This is a genomic window from Dactylosporangium cerinum (genome assembly GCF_042653625.1).
Classification (GTDB): Bacteria; Actinomycetota; Actinomycetes; order Mycobacteriales; family Micromonosporaceae; genus Dactylosporangium; species Dactylosporangium cerinum.
The window spans coordinates 1-20,381 of the sequence record NZ_JBHSIU010000136.1; the positions used below are offsets into that span (position 1 = coordinate 1).

At 66.8% G+C, this 20,381-nt stretch carries 13 protein-coding genes; 9 read left to right on the forward strand and 4 right to left on the reverse strand.

Features of this window, described 5'->3' with window-relative positions:
- Window positions 1–767 precede the first annotated feature (767 nt).
- The 3 genes from ACFPIJ_RS64295 to ACFPIJ_RS64305 all read left to right on the forward strand — a co-directional run bounded on the left by ACFPIJ_RS64295 (window position 768) and on the right by ACFPIJ_RS64305 (window position 6,011).
- Window positions 768–2,648, forward strand: coding sequence for a hypothetical protein (locus tag ACFPIJ_RS64295; protein WP_380129428.1), 1,881 nt, complete (start codon window positions 768–770; stop codon window positions 2,646–2,648).
- A complete protein-coding gene (locus ACFPIJ_RS64300; RefSeq protein ID WP_380129429.1) occupies window positions 2,645–3,076 on the forward strand; it encodes a hypothetical protein in 432 nt (143 codons plus the stop codon). The genes ACFPIJ_RS64295 and ACFPIJ_RS64300 overlap by 4 nt, the downstream gene beginning before the upstream one ends.
- Window positions 3,077–3,353: 277 nt before the next feature.
- Window positions 3,354–6,011 carry a PHP domain-containing protein gene (locus ACFPIJ_RS64305; protein ID WP_380129430.1) on the forward strand — a complete coding sequence of 886 codons (2,658 nt, stop codon included), beginning with the start codon at window positions 3,354–3,356 and terminating at the stop codon, window positions 6,009–6,011.
- Window positions 6,012–6,280: 269 nt separating this feature from the next.
- Here ACFPIJ_RS64305 and ACFPIJ_RS64310 read toward each other — a convergent pair whose 3' ends face one another.
- Both ACFPIJ_RS64310 and ACFPIJ_RS64315 read right to left on the reverse strand, forming a co-directional pair.
- Window positions 6,281–6,628, reverse strand: coding sequence for a hypothetical protein (locus ACFPIJ_RS64310; RefSeq protein ID WP_380129431.1), 348 nt, complete (start codon window positions 6,626–6,628; stop codon window positions 6,281–6,283).
- On the reverse strand, window positions 6,625–7,437 hold the full coding sequence (locus tag ACFPIJ_RS64315) for a sigma factor-like helix-turn-helix DNA-binding protein (protein WP_380129432.1): 813 nt from the start codon (window positions 7,435–7,437) through the stop codon (window positions 6,625–6,627). Before ACFPIJ_RS64315 ends, ACFPIJ_RS64310 begins: the two co-directional genes overlap by 4 nt.
- 964 nt (window positions 7,438–8,401) lie before the next feature.
- Here ACFPIJ_RS64315 and ACFPIJ_RS64320 point away from each other — a divergent pair.
- The 5 genes from ACFPIJ_RS64320 to ACFPIJ_RS64340 all read left to right on the forward strand — a co-directional run bounded on the left by ACFPIJ_RS64320 (window position 8,402) and on the right by ACFPIJ_RS64340 (window position 12,758).
- Entirely contained in the window at window positions 8,402–9,169 is a 768-nt protein-coding gene (locus ACFPIJ_RS64320; protein ID WP_380129433.1) for a YfbU family protein, read from the forward strand.
- A 325-nt stretch (window positions 9,170–9,494) separates the two neighbouring features.
- A complete protein-coding gene (locus ACFPIJ_RS64325) occupies window positions 9,495–10,064 on the forward strand; it encodes an RNA polymerase sigma factor (protein WP_380129434.1) in 570 nt (189 codons plus the stop codon).
- Complete coding sequence (locus ACFPIJ_RS64330; protein WP_380129435.1) at window positions 10,061–11,350, forward strand: hypothetical protein; 1,290 nt, start codon at window positions 10,061–10,063, stop codon at window positions 11,348–11,350. Before ACFPIJ_RS64325 ends, ACFPIJ_RS64330 begins: the two co-directional genes overlap by 4 nt.
- Before the next feature lie 25 nt (window positions 11,351–11,375).
- Window positions 11,376–12,290: a hypothetical protein gene (locus ACFPIJ_RS64335; protein WP_380129436.1), complete on the forward strand. Its 915-nt coding sequence runs from the start codon at window positions 11,376–11,378 to the stop codon at window positions 12,288–12,290.
- 69 nt (window positions 12,291–12,359) lie between these two features.
- Window positions 12,360–12,758, forward strand: a complete 399-nt coding sequence (locus ACFPIJ_RS64340; protein ID WP_380129437.1) for a hypothetical protein — start codon at window positions 12,360–12,362, stop codon at window positions 12,756–12,758.
- A 670-nt stretch (window positions 12,759–13,428) separates the two neighbouring features.
- Here ACFPIJ_RS64340 and ACFPIJ_RS64345 read toward each other — a convergent pair.
- Both ACFPIJ_RS64345 and ACFPIJ_RS64350 read right to left on the reverse strand, forming a co-directional pair.
- Window positions 13,429–13,689, reverse strand: a complete 261-nt coding sequence (locus ACFPIJ_RS64345; protein WP_380129438.1) for a hypothetical protein — start codon at window positions 13,687–13,689, stop codon at window positions 13,429–13,431.
- A gap of 20 nt (window positions 13,690–13,709) precedes the next feature.
- Window positions 13,710–19,208: an RHS repeat-associated core domain-containing protein gene (locus tag ACFPIJ_RS64350; protein ID WP_380129439.1), complete on the reverse strand. Its 5,499-nt coding sequence runs from the start codon at window positions 19,206–19,208 to the stop codon at window positions 13,710–13,712.
- A 31-nt stretch (window positions 19,209–19,239) separates the two neighbouring features.
- Here ACFPIJ_RS64350 and ACFPIJ_RS64355 point away from each other — a divergent pair, with 31 nt between their 5' ends.
- Window positions 19,240–19,491: a hypothetical protein gene (locus ACFPIJ_RS64355; protein ID WP_380129440.1), complete on the forward strand. Its 252-nt coding sequence runs from the start codon at window positions 19,240–19,242 to the stop codon at window positions 19,489–19,491.
- The last annotated feature ends 890 nt before the right edge of the window (window positions 19,492–20,381 follow it).

The window sequence follows — 20,381 nt, forward strand, 5'->3', positions numbered from 1 at the left end:
AGCGCCTCACGGCGCACCGGATCAGAAGGTTAGGGGTTCGAGTCCCTTCGGGCGCGCAAGATCAAGAGGTGGCTGACCTGCGGAAACGTAGATCAGCCGTCTCTTTTTGTTTGTCCACTGTGGACCTGAAGTGTTCCGAAAGTGATCGGCTGTTTCGGAACGGTCCAGATCGGTCTATGTCGGTGCGTGCTGGCCCGCGTCGATCGGTCTGGACCTTGCGCGCCGCTCCGCCGTTGGGAATGGCCGTGGGCGGCGCCGTGTCGCCATCTGATTTGCCTTGGTTTTCAGCTGATCGCGGACTGCGGCCCGATCGGTGGGACGGTGCGGTCGACGCGCGGAGGGTGACGTTGAGTCGCGCCTCGGTGGCGGGTTGCTCACGTCGTTCCACGCGGTCGTGTTGCGCGGCTGGGTAGCCGGGTTCGTGCCTGCCGGGTGCGCGGTCGTCACCTTTTTGGTGGGGTGTCCGTTTATGCCACGCGGTGCGCGAGTGGATCTGCTAAGGTGCCGTCCGAGTTGTTTCGCGTTGCCAGGTTGATCTTCTCCAGTTCGGTCGCTGACCTCCTTGAGGTCCCGCTCGGGCCAAGGCTCCATCCGTCACAGATCGGCGGGTGTCCTGAAGGAGCGGTGAGCCGGCGGCGTGCACCACACACCCTGGACGGCCATCCCGGCCGAGAGGGACAGGTGGGGAGACGGTGCCGAGTCGGACTGGGTCCTCGCCCTTCTGCTGACCAACGTGGTGAGCAGTTCGGAGTTCGAGGAGGACTTCCGTGGCGCCCGTTTCCGTGCCCGCCGATGACGCGGACCCCAGTTTCGAGTCGGACATTGTCGATCACCAGCTGATCGGTGCGCGGCTGCGTCCGCCGGCCTCGGCGGCGGTGATCGCGAAGAGCGTCGCGGCCGGGGTGGCCGCCGGGCTGAGCGAGGAGCTCGCGAAGACGCTGGCGCACGCCGCCGCTGACCAGCAGGAGCTGCGCCGGGCCCTCCGGACGCCGATGGTCCAGCGGTTCGGCACCGACGAGTTCACCTACATCGAGTTCGACGTCCTCACGTGGCGGATCGTGCCCTCGCCGGACAACATCCGGTTCGAGGGCGAGCACGCCCGCGGCGCGATCCACATGCCCAGGTTCGGGGCCCTGGAGGGGCAGCCGCTGCTGACCTTCGAGATGGACTCCGCCGACTCGATGATCGACCAGATGGCCCCGAGGATCGATGACATGGCGGCGAACAACCCGCATGTCCCGTCGATCCAGGACCGGGGCATCGAGACGCCGGGGTGGCTGAGCTTCCTGCGGCTGACCACGGACGTCGGCCAGGTGACCGTCCTGGAGTCCACGGACGGGTTCGGCCGCACCGTCGCCGCTCACCAGGGGCTCGGGATCACGTTCAAGGACGCGGTCTGGAACCTGCGTCCGGGCACCCGTCGCGCGCTTACCCTGCACCTGAGCCTGACCGAGTGGGCCGACCGTGAGGACGTCACCGCCGAGCAGGCCCGCAAGGTCCGCTGCTCGATCATGCCCAACGCGCGGGTCATCATCGACTTCAACGCCTCGCGCGAGTTCGACCGGGCTCGCCGGCGGTTCGTGGCGCACCTGCACATGGCGCCGCCGATGAACTTCACCACCGCGACGACGCTCAACGCCAAGGCCAACGCCGCGGTCGACAAGCTCTACCAGCGCGACCTGCTGCCGGCTGTCGGGGAGATGACGGCGGAGGAGATCCGCGACATCCTCGACGGCACTGACCGTGACCACGATCTTCTCGACGACGAGCTCGCGGTCCTTGCCTGCGGTGCGCTCAACCCGCAGGCGAACACGCGGCAGGCTCGGGCGGTCAACGAGGCGGTCGTCGACCTCACGGGCGCGCGGCCGAAGGTTGAGGAACGTACCCAACTCGCGGCCGAGGTCGCCTTGCGCAGCTTCCCCGCGGACAAGCGGCTCACGGCGCTGCGCTCGGCGCTGGAACGGGCCTGGCGTTGGTCGGCGCTGCGCGGCGTCGAGCTGACCCGCGAGGAGCCGCTGGACCTTCTGGCCGAGGCGGAGATCGAGCTCGACGAGACGGACGGCAGCAGCGTCGGCCCGTACACCGCGGAGCTTGCCACGCTCGCGAGCTATCACCTCGTCGCGGCGCGCACCCAGTTGCTGACCCGTTCCGAGTTCGGTGGTCGTGGGAGCAACACGGAGCCCCAGCAGATCATCCGGCAGCTGACGAAGACCGAAGCCGGTCTGCGTCAGCTGTGCCAGGTCGTGCTGGACGGTCGGGCGGGTCGTGATCCGCAGGAGCTGCCCGACGGGACCGCCCCGAAGGACAGGCGCCTCCCGAGGGTCGCGTTGCTGACGGCCGATCGGTTGCGTGAGCTCGCGCGGCTCTCCAACGACAAGACCATCACGCACAACACCCCCGAGGATCTCTTCGCCGCCGCGATCGCCGACTTCCGCATGCACCTGGAGGAGTTGCGTGCCGCGGCGACCGACGTGAACGACGTTGTCGACCACCAGGGCGTGGCGCTGGTGGACACGAAGGGCTACGACGATCCCGAGATGAAGCGCATGCTCGACGAGGTCGCCGAGTTCGTCTCGGAGTGGCGCGGCGCGCGTCGCCGTGCCATTCGGATGCGGGCTGACCTCGACGACAGCGGGGACGAGCGGTGACCCGCCTCGGCCGGGCGCTGAGCCCTCAGGCGTACGAGACCGCCTGTGACCTCGCCGGAGCGGCCCTGCTCCGAAGAGTTCCGGTGGCCGCGACCCTCCTGCAGATCACCGAGGAGAAGGTGTGGTCGGAGTTCGCAGCGGCCGTCTACATCGCCGCCGACTCGACCAACGCCATCCGATACGTCGGCAGCGTCGCGCGGTCAGGGCGGTCCGGCGTGGGCGACCGGATCCAGGAGCACGTGCGGGCCGGCCGGGCAACACGCTGGATCCGGCTCATGGTGGTGCCGTTGGTCCCGGACACCGAGGCGAGCCTCGTGCGGCGGGTCGAGGGACGCGTCGGCGCGGTGCTGCGGCCGGCAGACACCATGCGCCTGCCGAGCATCCGAAGCAGCGGTAGACCGATCCGGCTTCCTACGCTCGGTAACTGATTCGCGGGCGATCGGCCACACGGTCCTCGGATGCGGGTGGCCGACCATATCCGACGGCTGCCGGAGCCGCGGGCGGCCGTGCCGGGTACAGGGCCGGGTCAGCTCGCACCGCTGCTCGGCGAACGCCGTCGGACCCCGCCGATGGTCTGACCGACGGTCCTTCTTTTAGCCCTGTTCGTACGTATGACCGAGTGTCGCGGCCATAGTTCGGTCGCTGACCGTTACAGTGCCGACTCGGACGCTCGGACGAGTCGAAGGAATCTACGGAGCGAGAGCCTTGACGACAGCATCACACGAGATCAGCCGGGCGGCTTCGCCGACGGACGCGAAGCACGGGCCCGCGCGGTTCTGGGCTGTTGATCTGCATGTACACACCCCGGCTTCGCGGGACGTCGACGTGGTCACCTACGGCGCCACCGAGGCCCGTCAGATCGTCGATGCGGCGATCGCGGCGGGACTGGACGCGATCGCCGTCACCGATCACAACACCGCGGACTGGTGCGACAGGATGGCCGAGGCCGCCCGGGACACGCCACTGGTGGTGCTACCCGGCGTGGAGCTCAGCACAGCCGAAGGACATCTCCTCGCGATCTGGGAGGAGGGGACCCCGGCCCAGATCGTCGAGGACGTCCTCGTCGAGCTCAAGATCCTCCGGGCCGACCACGGCGACCTCCACAAAGCCCTGAGCACCGGCTTCGCCGAAACGGCGAGGACCGTCGCCGCCAGGGGCGGCCTGGCGATCGCGGCGCACGCCGACCGCGAAAAGGGACTGCTCAGGATTCCCGTCGCCGACCACGTCACCAAGACCTTGCTCGACCCGGCGATCGGCGCCGTCGAGGTCGTCGACATCGCTGAGGCCGAGCGGCTCAAGGCCCGCCTCGGCAGCCGGCGCGAGCTCGCGGTCGTCCGCAGCTCCGACACGACGGCCTCGGGCGCGAGCTGGCACGTCCTGCACGGGATCGGAGACCGCCGGACCTGGATCAAGGCGTCGAGGCCCGATCTGCGCGGACTGCGGCATGCGATGGCGGACCCGGCACTGCGCGTCAGCCTGGTGCGGCCCCCGGCGCCAGAGCACACGGTAATCGAGTCCGTGACCGTGACGGGCGGGTTCCTCGATGGGCAGCAGTTCCACTTCTCGTGCGACCTCAACTGCCTGCTCGGCGGGACCGGCGCGGGCAAGTCGCTGCTCATCGAGTTGGTCCGGTTCGCCCTCGACCAGCAGACCGACCCCGTCGACTTCCCGCAGGTGCGCAAGGAGGTCGACTCCCGGCTCAAGTACGCCCTCACCTCGGGCTCGACCGTCGAGGTCGTGCTCACCCGCGGCAATGCGCGGTGCCTCGTACGCCGCGCCTACTTCGAGGACGGGTCCACGGAGCCGGAGTTCGTCGGCGACACCGAGCAGCTGACCGGGCTGTCCGGCCGGATCGCGATCACCGGGTTCTCGCAGAGCGAAGTGATCGAGTACGCGCGGACGCCGGTCGGCCGGATGGCGCTCATCGACGCCGCGCTCGACCTGACCGAGTTCGAGGTCCGCGAAACAGATGCGGAGAACCGCCTCAACGACAACGGCCGTCTCATCGGCTCGCTCGAGTCCAAGATCACTCAGGTGCGGGAGAAGTTGCAGACCCTCCCGGACGTCGAGAAGCGACTGGAGGAGCTGTCCGGCCTGTTCGACGGCGAGACCCTCAAGATGCAGGCGAAGTGGAGCGCGGAGAAGGCCCTCTTCGAGACCGTGGTCGGCATCCCCGAACTGAAGGTCACCGCCCGCACCGACGGCGCGGACAAGTTCCGGTGCTCGGCCGCCATCGTCGACAACCAGGACCTCTACGAGCGGGCGCAGGCCGCTTACACGCAGGTGCGCGAGGCGATCGACGCGGCAAACGCGCAGCTGACCCAGGTCCTGCTGATGGTCAACAAGGAACTGGTCGCCGTCCGGCAGGAGTGGCTCGAGCGGTACCGGCAGTTCGACCGTGAACTCGCCGACGCGGTCAGCCGCATCGACGTCGACAACAAGGGTCTCGCCGCGCTGCGCACCCGGCTGGTCGAACTCCAGACGGAGAAGGCCAAACTCGACGCGCAGCAGGCCCAGCTCAACGACGAGTTCCTGCCGGACCTGACCACGGCCACGACCTACCGGGAAGAGCTGATCACCGAACTGCTCGAAGTGCGCAAGGCGCGCCGGCGCCGGCGTGAGGAGCGGATCAAGGCGCTCAACAAGTTGATGGGCGGCATCGTCCGGATCAAGATGCTCCCCGAGAACGACGACTCGGCCTACCTGACCGACCTCTCGGCCATCGCCAAAGGCTCCCGGCTGCGCGCCCCGGTCCTCCAGCAGATCTGCCAGAGGTCCACCCCGGTCAAGCTGGTCCGCTCGTTCCTCGCCGACGACGTCGACGGTGTGCACGACGCCACCGGCGCCGAGCGTAAGCACATCGAGACCCTGTTCGAGCACGCGCGGGAGAAGGGCGCCATCGAGGACTTCCTGCGCATGCAGACCCTCGACCTGCACGACGGCCTCTCCGTCGAGTTCCGCAAGCGCCCCAACGACGACTACGTGCCGATCGAGCGCCTCGCCCACGGCCAGAAATGCACCGCCATCCTCATCATCGCCCTCGCCGACGGCACTGACCCACTCATCATCGACCAGCCCGAGGACGCACTCCACGCGCCGTGGATCGAGGAATACCTCGTCGCGAAGCTCCGCGACCTGCGCGGCAGCCGCCAGTACATCTTCGCCACCCGCAGCCCCGGCCTCGTCGTCTCCGCCGACGCCGAAATGATCATTACCCTCATCTCCGACGCGAGCAACGGCGTCGTCGAGGCGACCGGCTCCCTCGAACGTCACGACCTCAACGTCCTGACGCTGTACCACCTGGAAGGTGGACCGGTGCCGTTCAAGCGCCGGACCGTCAAGCTCGGATCGTCCATGGATTAGCGCCCGCGGCATCGCTCCGGCGGGTCGGCGGGTCGGCGGGTCGGCGGGTCGGCGGGTCGGCGGAAAATGGTTGTGGCTCGGTCGACTGGTCGCTCTCCGAGTTCTCGATCAAGTCGCTGCACCCGATCCTCCGCGCCAGCATCGAGCAGATCTTGAAGAAGCTCGAAACTGATCGCCAAACCAAGGCCGTGCGCGACAGCTGTAGCGCACGGCCGGGCTCAACGTCGAACTCGAGGTGCGGCGCTTCGTGCCTCCGCACCGCATGCGGGTCAAGGAGAGCGTGCTGGCGCGCTCTCGTTCGACGTCGCCGGCCGCGGCGCGGGGATGACGGTCATGTCCTGTTCGGTTGCAGTGTTGCCGAGCCGGAGCGGTGGTCGGTCCTGAAGCGACATGGTCGTGCGGCGCCGGTCCCAGTACGTCAGGACTCTCTCCCAGAACAGGACCTTGTCGTGTGACTCCTGCGGCACGAGGACCTGGGCGAGGCCCAGCATGAAGGTGAACAGCAGGCCGAGGACGACGACCGCGACCACCGCGCCCCATGGGACGCCGGCGATTTGGGATAGGCCGCCCACCAGGCCGGTGAGCACGGTGCCGCCGACGAGCGTGCCTGCCTTCATGCGGCGCTCGCCTTCGCGTAGTGGGTCTCCTGGATGGCGAGCGTGGCCTTCGCCGAGTTGCTGAACCGCCGGACCCGGGAGCTGACGGCGGCTGTGGACATGCCGATCTCCGCTGCGATCTCGGCATGCGTCAACCCCCGCACTTTCAGGAGGAAGATCGTCTTGGTTAAGGGGTCGGCCTTCGACAGCAGGAACTGTGCCAATTCCAGCCGCCACGGATCGACCGAAGCGTCGGAGTCGATCGCGCGGAAGTGCCGTTCGACGTAGGTGGTGTCGATGCCAAAACGGGCGGCGGTCCGTTCGAGGCGGCCGAACCGCTCTTCGGACCACGTCCAGTACGTGCGACGGAAGTGCAGGGCGCAGGTCCCGAGAAAGTACGTGGTCAGGCTGGCTCCGGCGGTGGGCGACCACTTGCCCTTAAGTACTGCGTTGCGTTTGAAGTCCTCGAGCGCGGTTCGGATGACATCGATTGCAAGTTCGGCCCGGTCGTCCGGGGATCGGCGCAGCACCACGGCGTCTTCTGGGCTGAGGTGGAGGTCGCCAAACGGGTCATGCTTGGAGACCAGGGCGCTAATCTCACCGGAGGCGATCTTGCGCTGCAGTGTTTTCCACGCGTAGATCCACAGGCGGTCGTGCAGTACGTCCCAGGCAGGGCCCTCGCAGACGTTCCGGCGGCGGACTTCTGCGATGAGGCGAGCCTCCTCGGCCCGGTCGGCGTCCAGCTCGCTTTCAGCCTCGATCTGCGGTGCGGCGACCGCGGTGGTCGAGGTGATCGGACGGAGTCGCGGTGTCATCTGCAGCAGCGGCATCACATCAAATTCAGTTACTGTGTAGCCTTTGTCCGTTTTGCCCAAATGAGACATGCGTATAGGTCCCCTCCCCTATGTTCTACGGGGAAGAGATATGCGTTTTCGACTTTCTAAGGCGTCGGCAAGACGCTGTGACTTAGGTCATGTTGCGTAGAGGTGGTGTCGCTGCGACATCAAGGGCGAGGTGTCAGGGTGCGTCTCGATCTGCGGAGGCGGTTCGCCTGGTTGCGCCGGCCTTGCAGGTGCCCCACGCCGCCGCCAGCACCAACGCCGACAGCCTCACGATGACAATGCGGGCGGCTGCTCGCGCGGGTGACGCCGCGGGCGGCGGTGTGCATCGCCTGGGATTCCCTCGGACGGTGTCGGTACGTCGGCAACGTCCGCCGACCATCGGCGCGGGCTGCGGTCCGCGACCGTCTTCGCGAGCACCTCGGGCACGATGATCGACGTGCTGGTTGGTACGCCGTCACAGTCCTGCCCCTCAAGGCGGATCTCGACCTCGGCCAGCGGCTCTGCGAGGGTTGAGTGGCGCGCTCCTGCACCCGATCGAGGGGTCGGCGCACCCAATGATCTCGACCGAGCGGCCCGTCGCGGCGCTCTTCGAGTAGCAACCCGCGCGAGTTGGTAGGGCTCGTCGGTTTCGTGCCGGCGAGCCCGCTCGCCGAAGCGCTGAACGTTGACGTCCTTGCGCCGCTCCAGACGGCCGCACACGCCGCAGCGGCGTGGTTGGTCGATCGGCCTCTTCAATCGCGACGTGAGGCTCGACGAGACCTTGAGCGCCGCCCTCCGGGCACCGCAGAAGCGGGAGGGCTGGCGGATCGGATAGCGGTGTCGGGCGGCGGCACGACCACACGCGCCACCCCGACTCTTGGGTCTCCGCCTTAAGCAGTTGCCGCTGGCGCATTCCTGTCTTACAGTAGTGCATACAGTAAGACAAGATTACGGAACACCGAGAAGGGGCTCCATGGCGACCATCACGCTTCGCCTTGATGACGCGATCAAGGAAGAACTTGAGGTTTTGGCCCGCGGGCGGGGGCAGAGCCTGAGCGACTTGATCCGCTGGGCGCTCGACGAACTGCTCTTGCGCAACGGGCAGGCGACGCATCCGGACATGCGTCCGGAGATCTCGCCGCTGAGCCTCACGGTGGTGGAGCGGCAGCAGCTGGCCCTGCTGCATCGCATCCTCGCCCGCGTCGTGGGCGAGGACAACGACGTCGACGGCGATAAGGACTACCAGCTGGACCGCGCGAAGGTGATCGAGGAGGGGTTCGTCGGCGAGTATTACAAGGAGTTCATCGGCATCCTCCCGGAGCTCGGCCCCCGCGACAGCGGGTTCGTCCTCGACGTGCTCGACCTCTTCCGCATCGTCACCCACAGCCTGAACAAGCTGACGGCCGACAAGATCGAAGTTGACGCCGACCTCCGTCGCGCCCTGCGCTTCGATGGGTTCGACGAAAACGATCCGATCGAGGGCCACATGCTCGCCTACGCCCGATACCTCGTCCTTGACCAGGGGCGCTGGACGGAGCTGCAGGGGACGTTCTCGATGTCCAACGATCGCGGCAACTCGCACAGTCGAAGGGCTGCGGTCTATCAGCGGATGCTGGCCGAGCACGCCAAGATCAAAGCTGAGGGGCGTCTCGACCGCGGCCGGCCCGAGGATCTCCTCCTCGGCGTGGAAGACCTCCGGCGCCTGGCGGCCGCGCAGATTCACCCCGACCGGCGCGGCTGAACCGCCATCCGGCCACAACGGTCCGCTCGCCCCGGGTCGGTTCAACGGGCCGACCCGGCCGGTGACTCCGAACGATCAGATTCAGGCACCCGGCCGTGTTCGCGCCGCCCGGGTTGCCGCGCGGTGTGATACAGATCACATGCTCCCCCGCGGAGAGCCGGTTCGCAGACTTAACTCTCGAGCGCTCTGAAGAACCCCGAGCGGGCGACGAAATGTCGGTGGCGGACTGCCGCCAGGGCCGCCGTTCGGGCTGCTCTCGCGCCGTATTCGTTCAGCACCATCTGCTCTCTTGACCGAGTCCAGCCCGACGAACGGATGATCAATTGTGGCGGCCGACAGCGTGCCCTCGGCGGGAGCCGATCTTCGTGACCTCTATACAGCCGAGCATGAGCGGTTGGAGGCGTTCATCCGGAGGCGGGTGAGTGATGCTGAGGCTGCGAGGGACATCGAGCAGGAGACGTGGGCCGGCCTGGCCCACCGGTGGGGCACCCATCGCCGGGCGCGGGAGCTGCTGTTCGCCATCGCGCGGCGCCGGGTTGTCGACTGGTACCGGCGGCGCCACCGGGTGGAGGCGCTGTCGGACGACGAGGTGCTGTTCGAACAGGATTTCCAGCGGCCGGCCGGGTTCTGGTTGGACGCCGTCGACCCTGGACAGACGGTGCCTGCCCGGGTCGGCATGGAACGGGCGCTGGCCCGCCTGACCGGCCGCCAGCGGCAGGTGCTGATCCTGTCCGATATCGATGACCTGTCCCGAGAACAGGTCGCCGCAGTGCTCGGCATCGGCGCGGAGACCGTCAAGTCGACGCTCACCGACGCCCGCCGGGCGATGTCTCGCAATCCGTCCATGGCTGGCTACGAGGCCAGCCGCATTCACACGCCGGAGGTGGCCGAGTGAGCGTTCCCCAGATCGACGAGTCCGGTATGGACCCGATGCGGCGCACGGCGCACGCGGCGGGCACGTCGGCACCGGCGCCGGATCGTGACGCGACGACGGTCGGCTTCGAGGACATGATGGCGGCGATCGCCACTATGCCGGTGGAGGTCCGTGACCGGCTCGCCGACGAGGCCGACGCGATCGAGCTCGGTCTCGACGCCATTGAGCTCGGATCGGCCTATCTGGAGCGCGGGGACTTCGAACGCGCGGAGCGGTGGCTTCGGGTTGCTGCCCGTCATCGTGTTTCGCAGGCCGAGCAGCGGCTCGCGGACCTTGCCGAACTCCGTCAGGCGCTCGCCGAGATCCGCAGTCTCGCCGCGGACGTGTCGTCGGTGGTGCTCGGCGCGGACCGCAAACCCGCAACGGACGCGGACGCGGCGCCGGACATTGAGGACCCGTACGCCGAGGCGAGCCGCATCATCGCCGAGGCCAAGCGGAAGGCTGCCGGCATCGTCGCTGCGGCGAAGTTGCGCACCCGCCGTCCGTCTGCCGCAGCCGCTGGTCAGCGGGTTGAAACGCGGCCCGCGAAGGTCACCGGAACGTGGCGGTATTCGCTGGGGGGCGGTGCCCCGCTCTACCTCTCCACCAGCCTGGTCAGCCACGGCGTCGACCTCGATCCGGTGCCGTGGAGGCCAACGGGTGGGTGGACCGTGTGGCACGCGGCGGGCACCGGCAGGTCCTCGAGCGTGGCCCGCGACCTCGCGCGCGCCGAGGCGAACGGCCGCACCATCATGCTGCTGATCTTGGACAACATCGACACCGTGAGCGGGCGCGGAACGCCGGCTCCTCCGACGCAGTGCGGTGCCTGGACGTCCAGCACGCTGCCGTGGTCACTGGCATTGAGCAGCACAAAGATCGTCGGCATCGGTGCGTTCGGCTCTGTTCGACTGGTGACGCCGCTGCGGGGTCGACCTGACTGCGGGTTCGACGCCGGTCTGGTCACGCGCTTGCGTCAGCGGCTGCACGATGAATGCGCAGTGCATGCCATGCGTGACCGCGGGATGCGGCAAGGATCGCCTCTTGAGGAGACGGTGGCCGCCGCCGTGCTGGAGCGGCTCGAGGCGCATTACGGCCTCGGTCGGCCGTCATCGATCGGTGCCGACAGGCTGCTGGTGCCGACGGTGCGTCCCGGTCTGGGCGACGACCTCTATGTCGATCTTGTGCCTCATTGGCCGACCGCTGCCGGTGAGCCAGTGTCGGCCGCACCGCACGACCACGTCGACCATTTGCAGGCTCAGGGAAAGTGATATGGCATTGACCTCTGGTCTGGTGATGAAACGGATCGCGCCGCAGGCGTACGAGGCGCTGGTGGACGCGTTGTCGGTGGTGTTCTGGAACAAGGCACCGTTCGCGCGGCACCTGCGGCTCGCGTTGCATGAGCATCCCGAGCTGCTGGCCCAGCTCGACTTCACCCAGTACAAGCGGACGGTGGCTGGCGTGCTGGTGCAGCTCATGGCCGGCGACAGCCGGTACCACCAGACCGTGCTGCAGATGATGCTCGACCTCGCGGAGTTCACGACGTTCCCGAACCTCGCCGGGCAGGTCGACGGCGCACACCTCATCGCGCGGGCAGAGGCCGCGGTCGCGCAGCTGAAGGCGCTGACGGACAGGTACCGGCACGACATCGACGCGGCAGCGCGTCTGCAGGCGCAGCGGCGCAGCGCCGAGATCGTTGACGCCGCCCGCCAGCGCGAGGCGGCGGCGCTGGCTGACCTGCAGACGCAGTTCGTGACGCTGGAGCAGTTCACGGACCGGCAGGAGCGTGGCCGCAGGTTCGAGGGCGTGCTGTACCGGCTCTTCGACCTGTACGACATGCAGCCGAGGATGGCGTACAAACTGCCGCACGAGCAGATCGACGGCTCGTTCTCCTTCGACTCCGACGACTTCCTGCTGGAGGCGAAGTGGTGCCGCGAGCGGATCGAGCGCAGCGAGGCGGACATCTTCGCCGCCAAGATCCAGCGCAAGGGCCGCAACACCCTCGGCCTCTACGTCAGCATCAGCGGCTTCACGGAGGGCTTCCTACAGGTGACACACCCGAGCGGCTGCCCTTTCATCACCTTCGACGGCGACGACCTCTTCCTGATCCTCGACGGCCGGATCGCCTTGCCCGAGGTGATCCGCCGCAAACGCCGACACCTCAACGACACCGGCAACTGCCACATCCCGGCCAGAGCACTCATCGCCTGACCGCAGCGGCGGCTGGGCGGCGCCCGCGACAAGACCGGCGATGGCGGCGGTGGCTGGGTCGGCGGCGGCATGGACGCGTCCGGCAGCTCGACCGGCGACTACGGCATGAGCGGTGGCGGTGGCGGCGGCACGAGCCGGAACGATGCCGGCATCGCCAACTTCGGTTTCCGCGACGGTGTCCGCACCGGCGACGGACTCGCCGTCATCACCACCACGAACCCGAACGTCCGCCGTTACGACGCCAACGGCTTCACCTGGGCCGGCGGCGAGGTGTTCCTCTCCGAGGCGAAGTACACCCCCAACCGGTACGCGATGATCGTGCAGAGCGACGGCAACCTGGTGCTGTACAACGAGGTCGGCGGGGTCGCCTGGTCCTCGGGCACCTTCGGCTACCCGGGCGCGATGACGCAGCTGCCGGACCGCGACCACGATCACGTCCGGCGGGAACCGGAACCCGGCGAACGCTGACTGCGGCGGCGAAGTCCACCAGCGGCTTGGAGATTTCACTGCTCAAGCCTGCCTCGATCTTGCGAACAGCGAATGCAACAGAGCCCCTCGACACCACGTTCCAGGAGCAGTTCCTCGACGTCGCGGTAGGACAGGCCATAACGCAGGTACCAGCGGACCGCGACCACGATCACCTCCGGCAGAAACCCGGAACCCGGCGAACGCAGACCGGGGCGGAGACGCCAAGCGTCCGCTTGAGAGCTTCACCGCTCAAGCCTCGATCTTGCCCACGGCGAACGCAACAGAGCCTCCGAGATCGCCTCACCGCCGTCGGCGAGCATGACCGCGAGATCGACCGCGACCGGCCCGGATCATGACAACTGCGGCGCTGCCGCAACCTGGCCTGGGCCTCGCTAAACGCCTTTACTCGGTAAGTGCCTACCGTGGCAGGCGATCATGGCCCTAGACAAGCCAGATCCCAAACGGGAGGCACTTCCTCATTTCTGATCATGACCCACGGACGCCTTTCATGAAGGGCCAAGGTTGGCCAATATCAGCGCGAAGCGATGGAGTGCACCAAACGCCGCAATCCCCGCCTCACACCAATACCAAGGGCGAACTTCACCACATCCCAATGCCTGAACAAATCACGCCGGCACGCCTCTCGCGAATGGGACATGAGGTGGTAGGCCTAGCCGAAAATCCAGTGCCAGAGGGTGCTGACAATAGCGCCCAGTCCCCACAAGAACAGCACTGCACCGAGCAGGCGTTCAAGGAGAACCATATTGGACTCCCGGCGTGCCAGCCGTTCGGTAGAGACGCCGCGTCGGAGCGGACTGAACGGTGCCACGAATCGCGACGACATTGCGATATGTTTTGTAACCAACCCCTTATAGTTCACCCCAAGAACGAGACCGACGATCATCAAAACCAGTCCCACCACTATCAGCATAACAGGATCCTTGGAGGTCGCTAGAAGTCCGATGGGGGCGTGTATGTCCAGGTATCCAGATCAAGGGTACCCAGCGAAAACGTCATTCCTGCCCATAAGGTGACCCCAGGGCCAACCGTTCCACCATGGTACAAGTTCGAATGCCCGTTCGCACCGCCACCCCTCTTTCCCTTGACTCCGCCTACATAGCAGGCACCAAACCCGTCGCCCATGCACGCCGCCCAGCCAGCCGTATTTTGTTCAGCAGGAGTTGCGCTGACGAAACCGGCGGTCCCCGCAACTCCCATGCCGATTCCCAATCCAAGGAATGGAGTCACTTTGCCGTTCTGGTAATTGGCACCCAAACAGATCATGAAGCAGGCGGAACCCGACACAATGGCGTACTTGTCGATGTCAATGAGCACATTGCACAGGACGACTGGCATTCCCATACAACCGTCAGGGACGGGACCCGGGCCGTAGTAGAAGCAGTCGACAAAGCCGCAGCTATCGGACGATCCGCCCGATATTTTACCTGACGCGGTGTTCATGATGGTTTTCTGTTGCGGCGGGTTGTACTTCGCCATGGTGGCTTCACAGGCGCGGGCGCTCATGCCCTGACAAAGCTGGTCCTGTACCGAAGGGGTAGAGCCCGTTGACGGTAGCGGTTTGCCGCGGTAGCAGCTGCCTTTACCGCCGCAGACCTTCTTGCTCGTGGCCGAGTGCTTCTTGTCCACGCCGCTGCCCCAGAACGGGTTGCCGTGGGAGTAGTCCTCCTTCGTCCCGCCGAGGCCTTGGCCGCAGTCCTGCGGTCCGCTGCAGGTGCGCAGGCCGGTCGGGTCACTGCTGGTGACGGGGTTCGCGGCGGAATACACATACCCATTGATCTGCTGCGGATCGTTCGCATCGGTAACCGGGTCATCGGAGATGAACCGGCCGGTGGTGGGTTCGTATTCGCGGGCGCCGAGGTGGGTGAGGCCGGTGTTGTCGCGGGTGCCGCCGACGAATCCCTTGGTGTTGGGCCAGGTTGGATCGGTACCGCGGGGGTTGCCGAACGGGTCGGTCTTGCGCCGGGTGACGGTCTGGGTGACCGCGTCTATCGCGAGCTGACCGCTGCCGTGGTGGTCTGCGGCGATCCAAGTCAGGCCGGCTGGGGTGCGGCTGGCGACACCGTAGTAGCGGGTGCAGGTGACGGTGCCGCCGACCTTGCGCAGTTCGTAGCCGGGCAGGTACACCGTCGCCCCAGCAGGGTCCTTCGATACGAGGCGGGTGCCGTTGGCGTCGTAGATGTAGCTGCTGACGCCGGCGGTGTCGCTCACGGTGGCGAGGTGGCCTTCAGTGTCCCAGCCGAGGTTCTGGTCGGGTTTGCCGGTGATGTTGCGGGTGAGCATGTTGCCGGCGTTGTCGTAGGTGTAGCTGTCGGTGCCGGTGCTGCCGCCGGTGGCCTCGACCTTGGTGAGGGTGTGCCGTTTGCCGGTGGTGGGGTAGGTGTAGGTGCTGGTGGTGTTGGTGCCGCCGCCGATGGCGTGGCGGATTTCCTGGGTGCGGTTGCCGTTGCTGTAGTTGTTGGTGCCGGTGCCGTACTGGTAGCTGGTCCAGTACGGGTCGGGTCCGCTGATCACGCCGAGGGACGGGTTGGCCTGGCACGTCGCAGCGGTCGTGGTCCACGCCTCGGTGAGTTCGCGCAGCGCGTCGTAGCCGAAGCACTGGTTGGACACGGTGGACCCGGCCGAGGTTTCGGTGATGTTCTTGACGTTGCCGGCGTCGTCGTAGCCGTAGGCTTCGGTGAGCCGTTCGATCCATGTGTTGGCGTTCGCGGCGTTCTCGGTCTCGGTTTTGGCGCTGGTGAGCCGGCCGGTGGTCTCGTCGACGTCGGTGGTCTGCCGGACCCGCTTGCTGCCAGAACCGAGGACCTGCTGGTACGGGGCGCCGAATGAATAGTAGCTCGTCTCGGCCACGTACGTTTGCAGCGTCTCCAACCCGCTCAGAGTCAGCGCCTTGCCGGTGTTGTCGTACGTACTGGTCAACGTCTCGGCGGGCAGGCCGCCCGCCGCGGGGTATGTCAACGTGGCCACGGATCCGTCGACCTTGTACGTCGTTGACTTGGTGTACGAGCCGCTCGGCAGCCACGGCATGCTCAGGCTCGACGGGATCACCGTGGTGACACCCAGTGGCCGGTAGCCGTCGTCGTAGCCGGTGACGGTGCTGGTGAACGCGTCCGTGCCGACGTAACGGGTGGATGAGGTCAGCTGCCCCTTGGCGTTGGCGACCGTGTCATACGTCCACGACACCTGCTTGAACCCGGTCGTGCCGACCCCGTCGTACAGGCCAATCTTACGGCCGAGCTCGTCGTACTTGACGGTCGTGCTGCTACCTGGACGTGCGTCTGTGACCGTGGTCGGCCGGCCGTTCAGGTCGTAGCTAAAGTTGGTGGTGCCCTTGTCCGGGTCGGTGGTGGAGACGACCTGGCCGAGCAGGTTGTAGCCGGTGGTCCAGGTGTTGCCGGACTGGTCCTGCACCTGCCTGAGGCGGTCCAGGAGGTCATAGGCATAGGTGGTGGCATGGTAGCTGCCAGTAGGGGTCCCGCTGAGGTACTGACGCAGCTCGGTGGTGTTGCCGCGGCCGTCGACGTAGGTGGTGGTGGGGATGCCGCCGGTGGGTGGTGTGACGGTGGTGAGGTTGCCGTCGTAGGCGGTGGTGGTCTGCCACTGCAGGGTGTTGACGGAGTACAACGCGTCGATGGTCTGCCGGCCGAGGCCGTCGTAGGTGTAGCGGTGCTGGTTCTTGATCCCGGCGTCGATGTCCGCGAAGTTCTCGATCAGACCGGCGGGCGGGTTTACGTTCCAGAAGGTGGTCGTTTTGGCGATGAGACCACGTGCATCGTATCGGGTGTCGGTGACGACCCGTCCGCCGTTGGCCTGCGGAGCCGGGCTCTGGTGCTGCCGGGGTCGCAGGTTGCCGTCATACAGGTCGTAGCTGGTGATCCCGTTGCCATTCGGGCCCAGCACCGTCGTGGCGATCGAGGTTGGAGGTGACCCTGTGCCTGTGTACAGCGTGTACACGTAGTGGGAGTCCGGCGTGCCGGTCGCGGCGCGGTTGAGCCACACGTCGGTGAGCCGGCCCAGCGGGTCATAGACCGCGTTGGTGGTCTTGCCGTTGGCGTCGGTGACCGTGACCGGGACGCCGCGGGCACCGTCCGTCGTGGTGGTGGTGGCGTGGCTGAGCGGGTTGGCGGTCACGGTCGTTTTGACCGGGGCGTCCACGGCAGGGATGTACTCGATGGTGGACTTGTGGTCGTCGTCGTTCATCGGGTCACGGGTCCACACGACCCGGCCGTAGCTGTCATAGCCAGTGTTGGCGCGATTCTGCCAATGCAGGGTCCAGTTCGGGCCGGCGCCGTCGACCAGGCTCAACGCGTCGGCCCGGGTGACCAGGCCCTGGCCGACCGGACCAGTGCCGGTGGTGTTGCCGTCGTAATAGGTAAACGCCCCGGCCACGTAGTCGCTGGCAACGGTGGTGGTGGCACAGGTGGTCAGCAAGTTCTGCCGCTGGTAGTTGACGTGATAACGCCCGTTGCCCGGGTCGACGCTGCGATCGGCGTAGGTGATCACAGTGCAGAGGTCGTCGTTCAAGTCGGCTTCGTCGCCCCAGTCGCGGATCAGGGTCGGCAGAGTGTAACTGTCCGTGGTGGTAGTGGTCTTCGTCCACCGCCAACCGCCGGCCCCGGTCGAGGTGGTGATGTGGGTGCGGGTGCGGGTCTCGGTTTCGGCGAAGTTGTTCGCGACCAGGCTGCCCATGCTGTAGGCCAGGGGCCGGGTCGCGACGGTGCCGTAGCCGTAGCTGTGCAGCGTCGAGGAGTACACCCCACCTGCCAGGAACGACGTGGACTCCCGCATCTGCCCGCGCAGCATGTAGAAGTCGGTGGTGGTGCCCTGCGAGTCATCGATGGTGGCTGTCCTGGTGCCGCCGCTGGTGTCGGCGCGGTCACCGTGCAGACCCCGGTAGTACAAGTCGGAGGACACCGTCTGCGTGCCACCGACCGGCCCGGTCGTCGTGGTGACATCGGTGTATCCACGCCAGTCCGACCACGACCGCCGCGACAGCGGCGCGGTCTCGGACGGGTCATGACCCCACAACACCTTCGTCAAGGGCGAATGCGTCAGACTGTAGCCGTAGCTGGTCAGCACCGGCGGCACGGTCGCATCGGCCATGTCCGTCTGCTGCACCGCGGTCACCACGTACTTGTGGAACCAGCCGAACCCGGCCGTGCCGCCCTGCGGCGACCAGTACTGCGGGAAACACCGGTAGATGTTGTTGTTCGCGTTGCTCGGGATGTTCGTCGGGCTGCAGTCCGTTCCCGCGTAGTACACCGTCAGCAGACCACCGACGCCGTTCTCGATGCTGCTGAGCCGGAACCGGCGCAGCTTGAGCACACCAGCGGACAGGTTGTAGTCGACCCGGTTGTCCAACGCCCCACCACCGAACGCCATCGGCGGCTCCGACAACGGCGTACTGCCCTTGAACCCGGTGTGCTGCAACCCTTCCAGCCACAACGCGGCCGTGTCACTGGTGCCCGGGTTCAGGTAGTCATGGTCGAGGGTCCACTGATCAACGGTCTGATAGGCGGGTGGGTTCGCGGCCGCATCCTTCAGGACGCTCGTGGTGACCGCGGACAGCCGCCACTGCATGAAGAACCCAGGACTGGTCTGGTTCGGGCACGACGTCGGTGTCACCCCACAGAACACGTCCCACGGCACGTCGATGCCGCAGCTGCCGACATCGTTGCACCGGTTGTCGATGCTGAACTCGACCCTCATCGGCGCCGGCTTCCCAGGCGCACCCTCCGAACCCTGCCGGGTGCCGTACTCGATCCGCACCGGATACACGTTGGCGTCATAGTCCGCCGGCACACCGGTGTTGTTGTTGCGCCCGTACCGCCCCGTCGTCTTCTGATAGAAGATCGTCTCACTGTTCCCAAGCGGGTCCACGATGTAGTCCAGGTTCCACCGGTACGCCTGCGCACACGACGACGCCGCATACCCACCCTGCGCCGGCGTCTTGTAACACGGCTCCCCACTGTTGTTGCCGTACACCGGCACGATCCCCGTGGAAAATGTCTGCACCGCCGTCGGACTGTAGGCACCGCCGTGACCGAAGAAGTACTGCGTCCCGTCCGGCGACATCACCTGCCAGTACTCACCGTCATTGTCAAAGTTGACCGCACCGGTGTATTTGCGGAAGCTCCACCCCGTGTGGATCGCCGACTTGTACTCGCCGGTCGTGCTGTCCCGCACCAACTGACCCGACACGCCATCCATCACGATCGAGATCGGCTCGTTGTTGCCGTTCGCCGACGTCCAGCACAAGTCACCGGTCGCGTTGCCGTCATCGGCACAACTCCGGTAGGACCGCTCGATATAGCCCAGATCAAGGTCCCAGCCGTCCCCAACCCACGACGCCTGCGCATTCGTCGCCACCGTCTTGCCGTCCAAGCCGCCCGAGCTGTACTGCAACTGCAGATTCGGGGTGGGACCACCCAACGACGGCGGCACCTTCAACGGCACGCTGTAGGTGAAGTCACCCGACGAACCGCCGTGCGACCACGACGCCGACGGTGACAACGACGTCTTGGACCAGTCCCCCGCCTGCGACGAACTGCCCGACGTCAACGCCAACACGGCACCCGTGGACTCCGAACCGCCCGCAGCCGACGCACTGCTCGACGCGGCGGAGGCGGCCGGGTCACCCGGCAGCGGCACACTGTCCGCCGACACCCGCTTCGACACCGGATTGTTCACCGACCCCAACGGCGTCTGCACCTGACACTCCGGCAACGCCGGAGTGCTCACCGCACACCCCGGCAACGACACCAACCGCAACCGACCGCCGTAATCACCGCCATACCCCGTCGCGAACGCGGCATAGTCCAGATCCAGACCCACCGCCGCGGACCCCGCGTCCCCGTCCGCGCGCGCGACGGTCAACACCACACCCTTGACACCCAACGCCGCAGCCGCGTCCTGGCCAAGCACCGAAACCTGCACCTGCGACACCGCCACAGCCGCAGCCTGCGCCGCCTGCTCCCCCGCCGTACGCGGCTCCGACACCGGACCACCCGGCCGCACCACCACCGGCAACCCACCCGGCGCCACCACAACCCCCGACTGCTTCGCCTGAACCTGCGCCCCCGAAACCGGCACCACCGCCGACCCAGCCACCGGCCACACCGGCACCGGCACCTTCCCCAACGCCGCCGTATCAGACTCCACCGCCGGCCGAGCCCGACCCGACACACCAGACACCGCCACCGACCGCTCGTCAGGATTCACCACCCCCGACGGCTTCACCGGCGCGGCATGAGCCGGCAGCACCACCAGCAGGGGGGCCAACAACGCACCCGCCGACACCGCCGTCAACCACCACCAGCCCCGGCCACGCCCCAACCCGCGCAGCGAGAACCCGCCCCGACGACCCATGCCTGCCTCCCCGCAACGATCAAGGAGCCAAACAGTAGAGATCACCGACGATCATGGGAAGAAAGCTGCAAGACCCACTACCGGCCGTTACCACGCACCCGTAATGCCCCCGCACGACGATTGCCCATTTCGGACAATGCAGTGACCAGCATCACATGAGAGAACCACGCGGCGTCAAGCGAGTAGCCGGGGGGAGTCTCACCCCCCGGCCCTCTCAGAACCGTGCGTAAACCTCTC

What these genes read in the sequence shown, in the direction of transcription:
- ACFPIJ_RS64335 (WP_380129436.1), top strand. Translation starts at nt 11,376, where the DNA reads ATGAAACGGATCGCGCCGCAGGCGTACGAGGCGCTGGTGGACGCGTTG.
- ACFPIJ_RS64340 (WP_380129437.1), top strand. Translation starts at nt 12,360, where the DNA reads ATGGACGCGTCCGGCAGCTCGACCGGCGACTACGGCATGAGCGGTGGC.
- ACFPIJ_RS64310 (WP_380129431.1), bottom strand. Translation starts at nt 6,628, where the DNA reads ATGAAGGCAGGCACGCTCGTCGGCGGCACCGTGCTCACCGGCCTGGTG.
- ACFPIJ_RS64320 (WP_380129433.1), top strand. Translation starts at nt 8,402, where the DNA reads ATGGCGACCATCACGCTTCGCCTTGATGACGCGATCAAGGAAGAACTT.
- ACFPIJ_RS64345 (WP_380129438.1), bottom strand. Translation starts at nt 13,689, where the DNA reads ATGCTGATAGTGGTGGGACTGGTTTTGATGATCGTCGGTCTCGTTCTT.
- ACFPIJ_RS64315 (WP_380129432.1), bottom strand. Translation starts at nt 7,437, where the DNA reads ATGCCGCTGCTGCAGATGACACCGCGACTCCGTCCGATCACCTCGACC.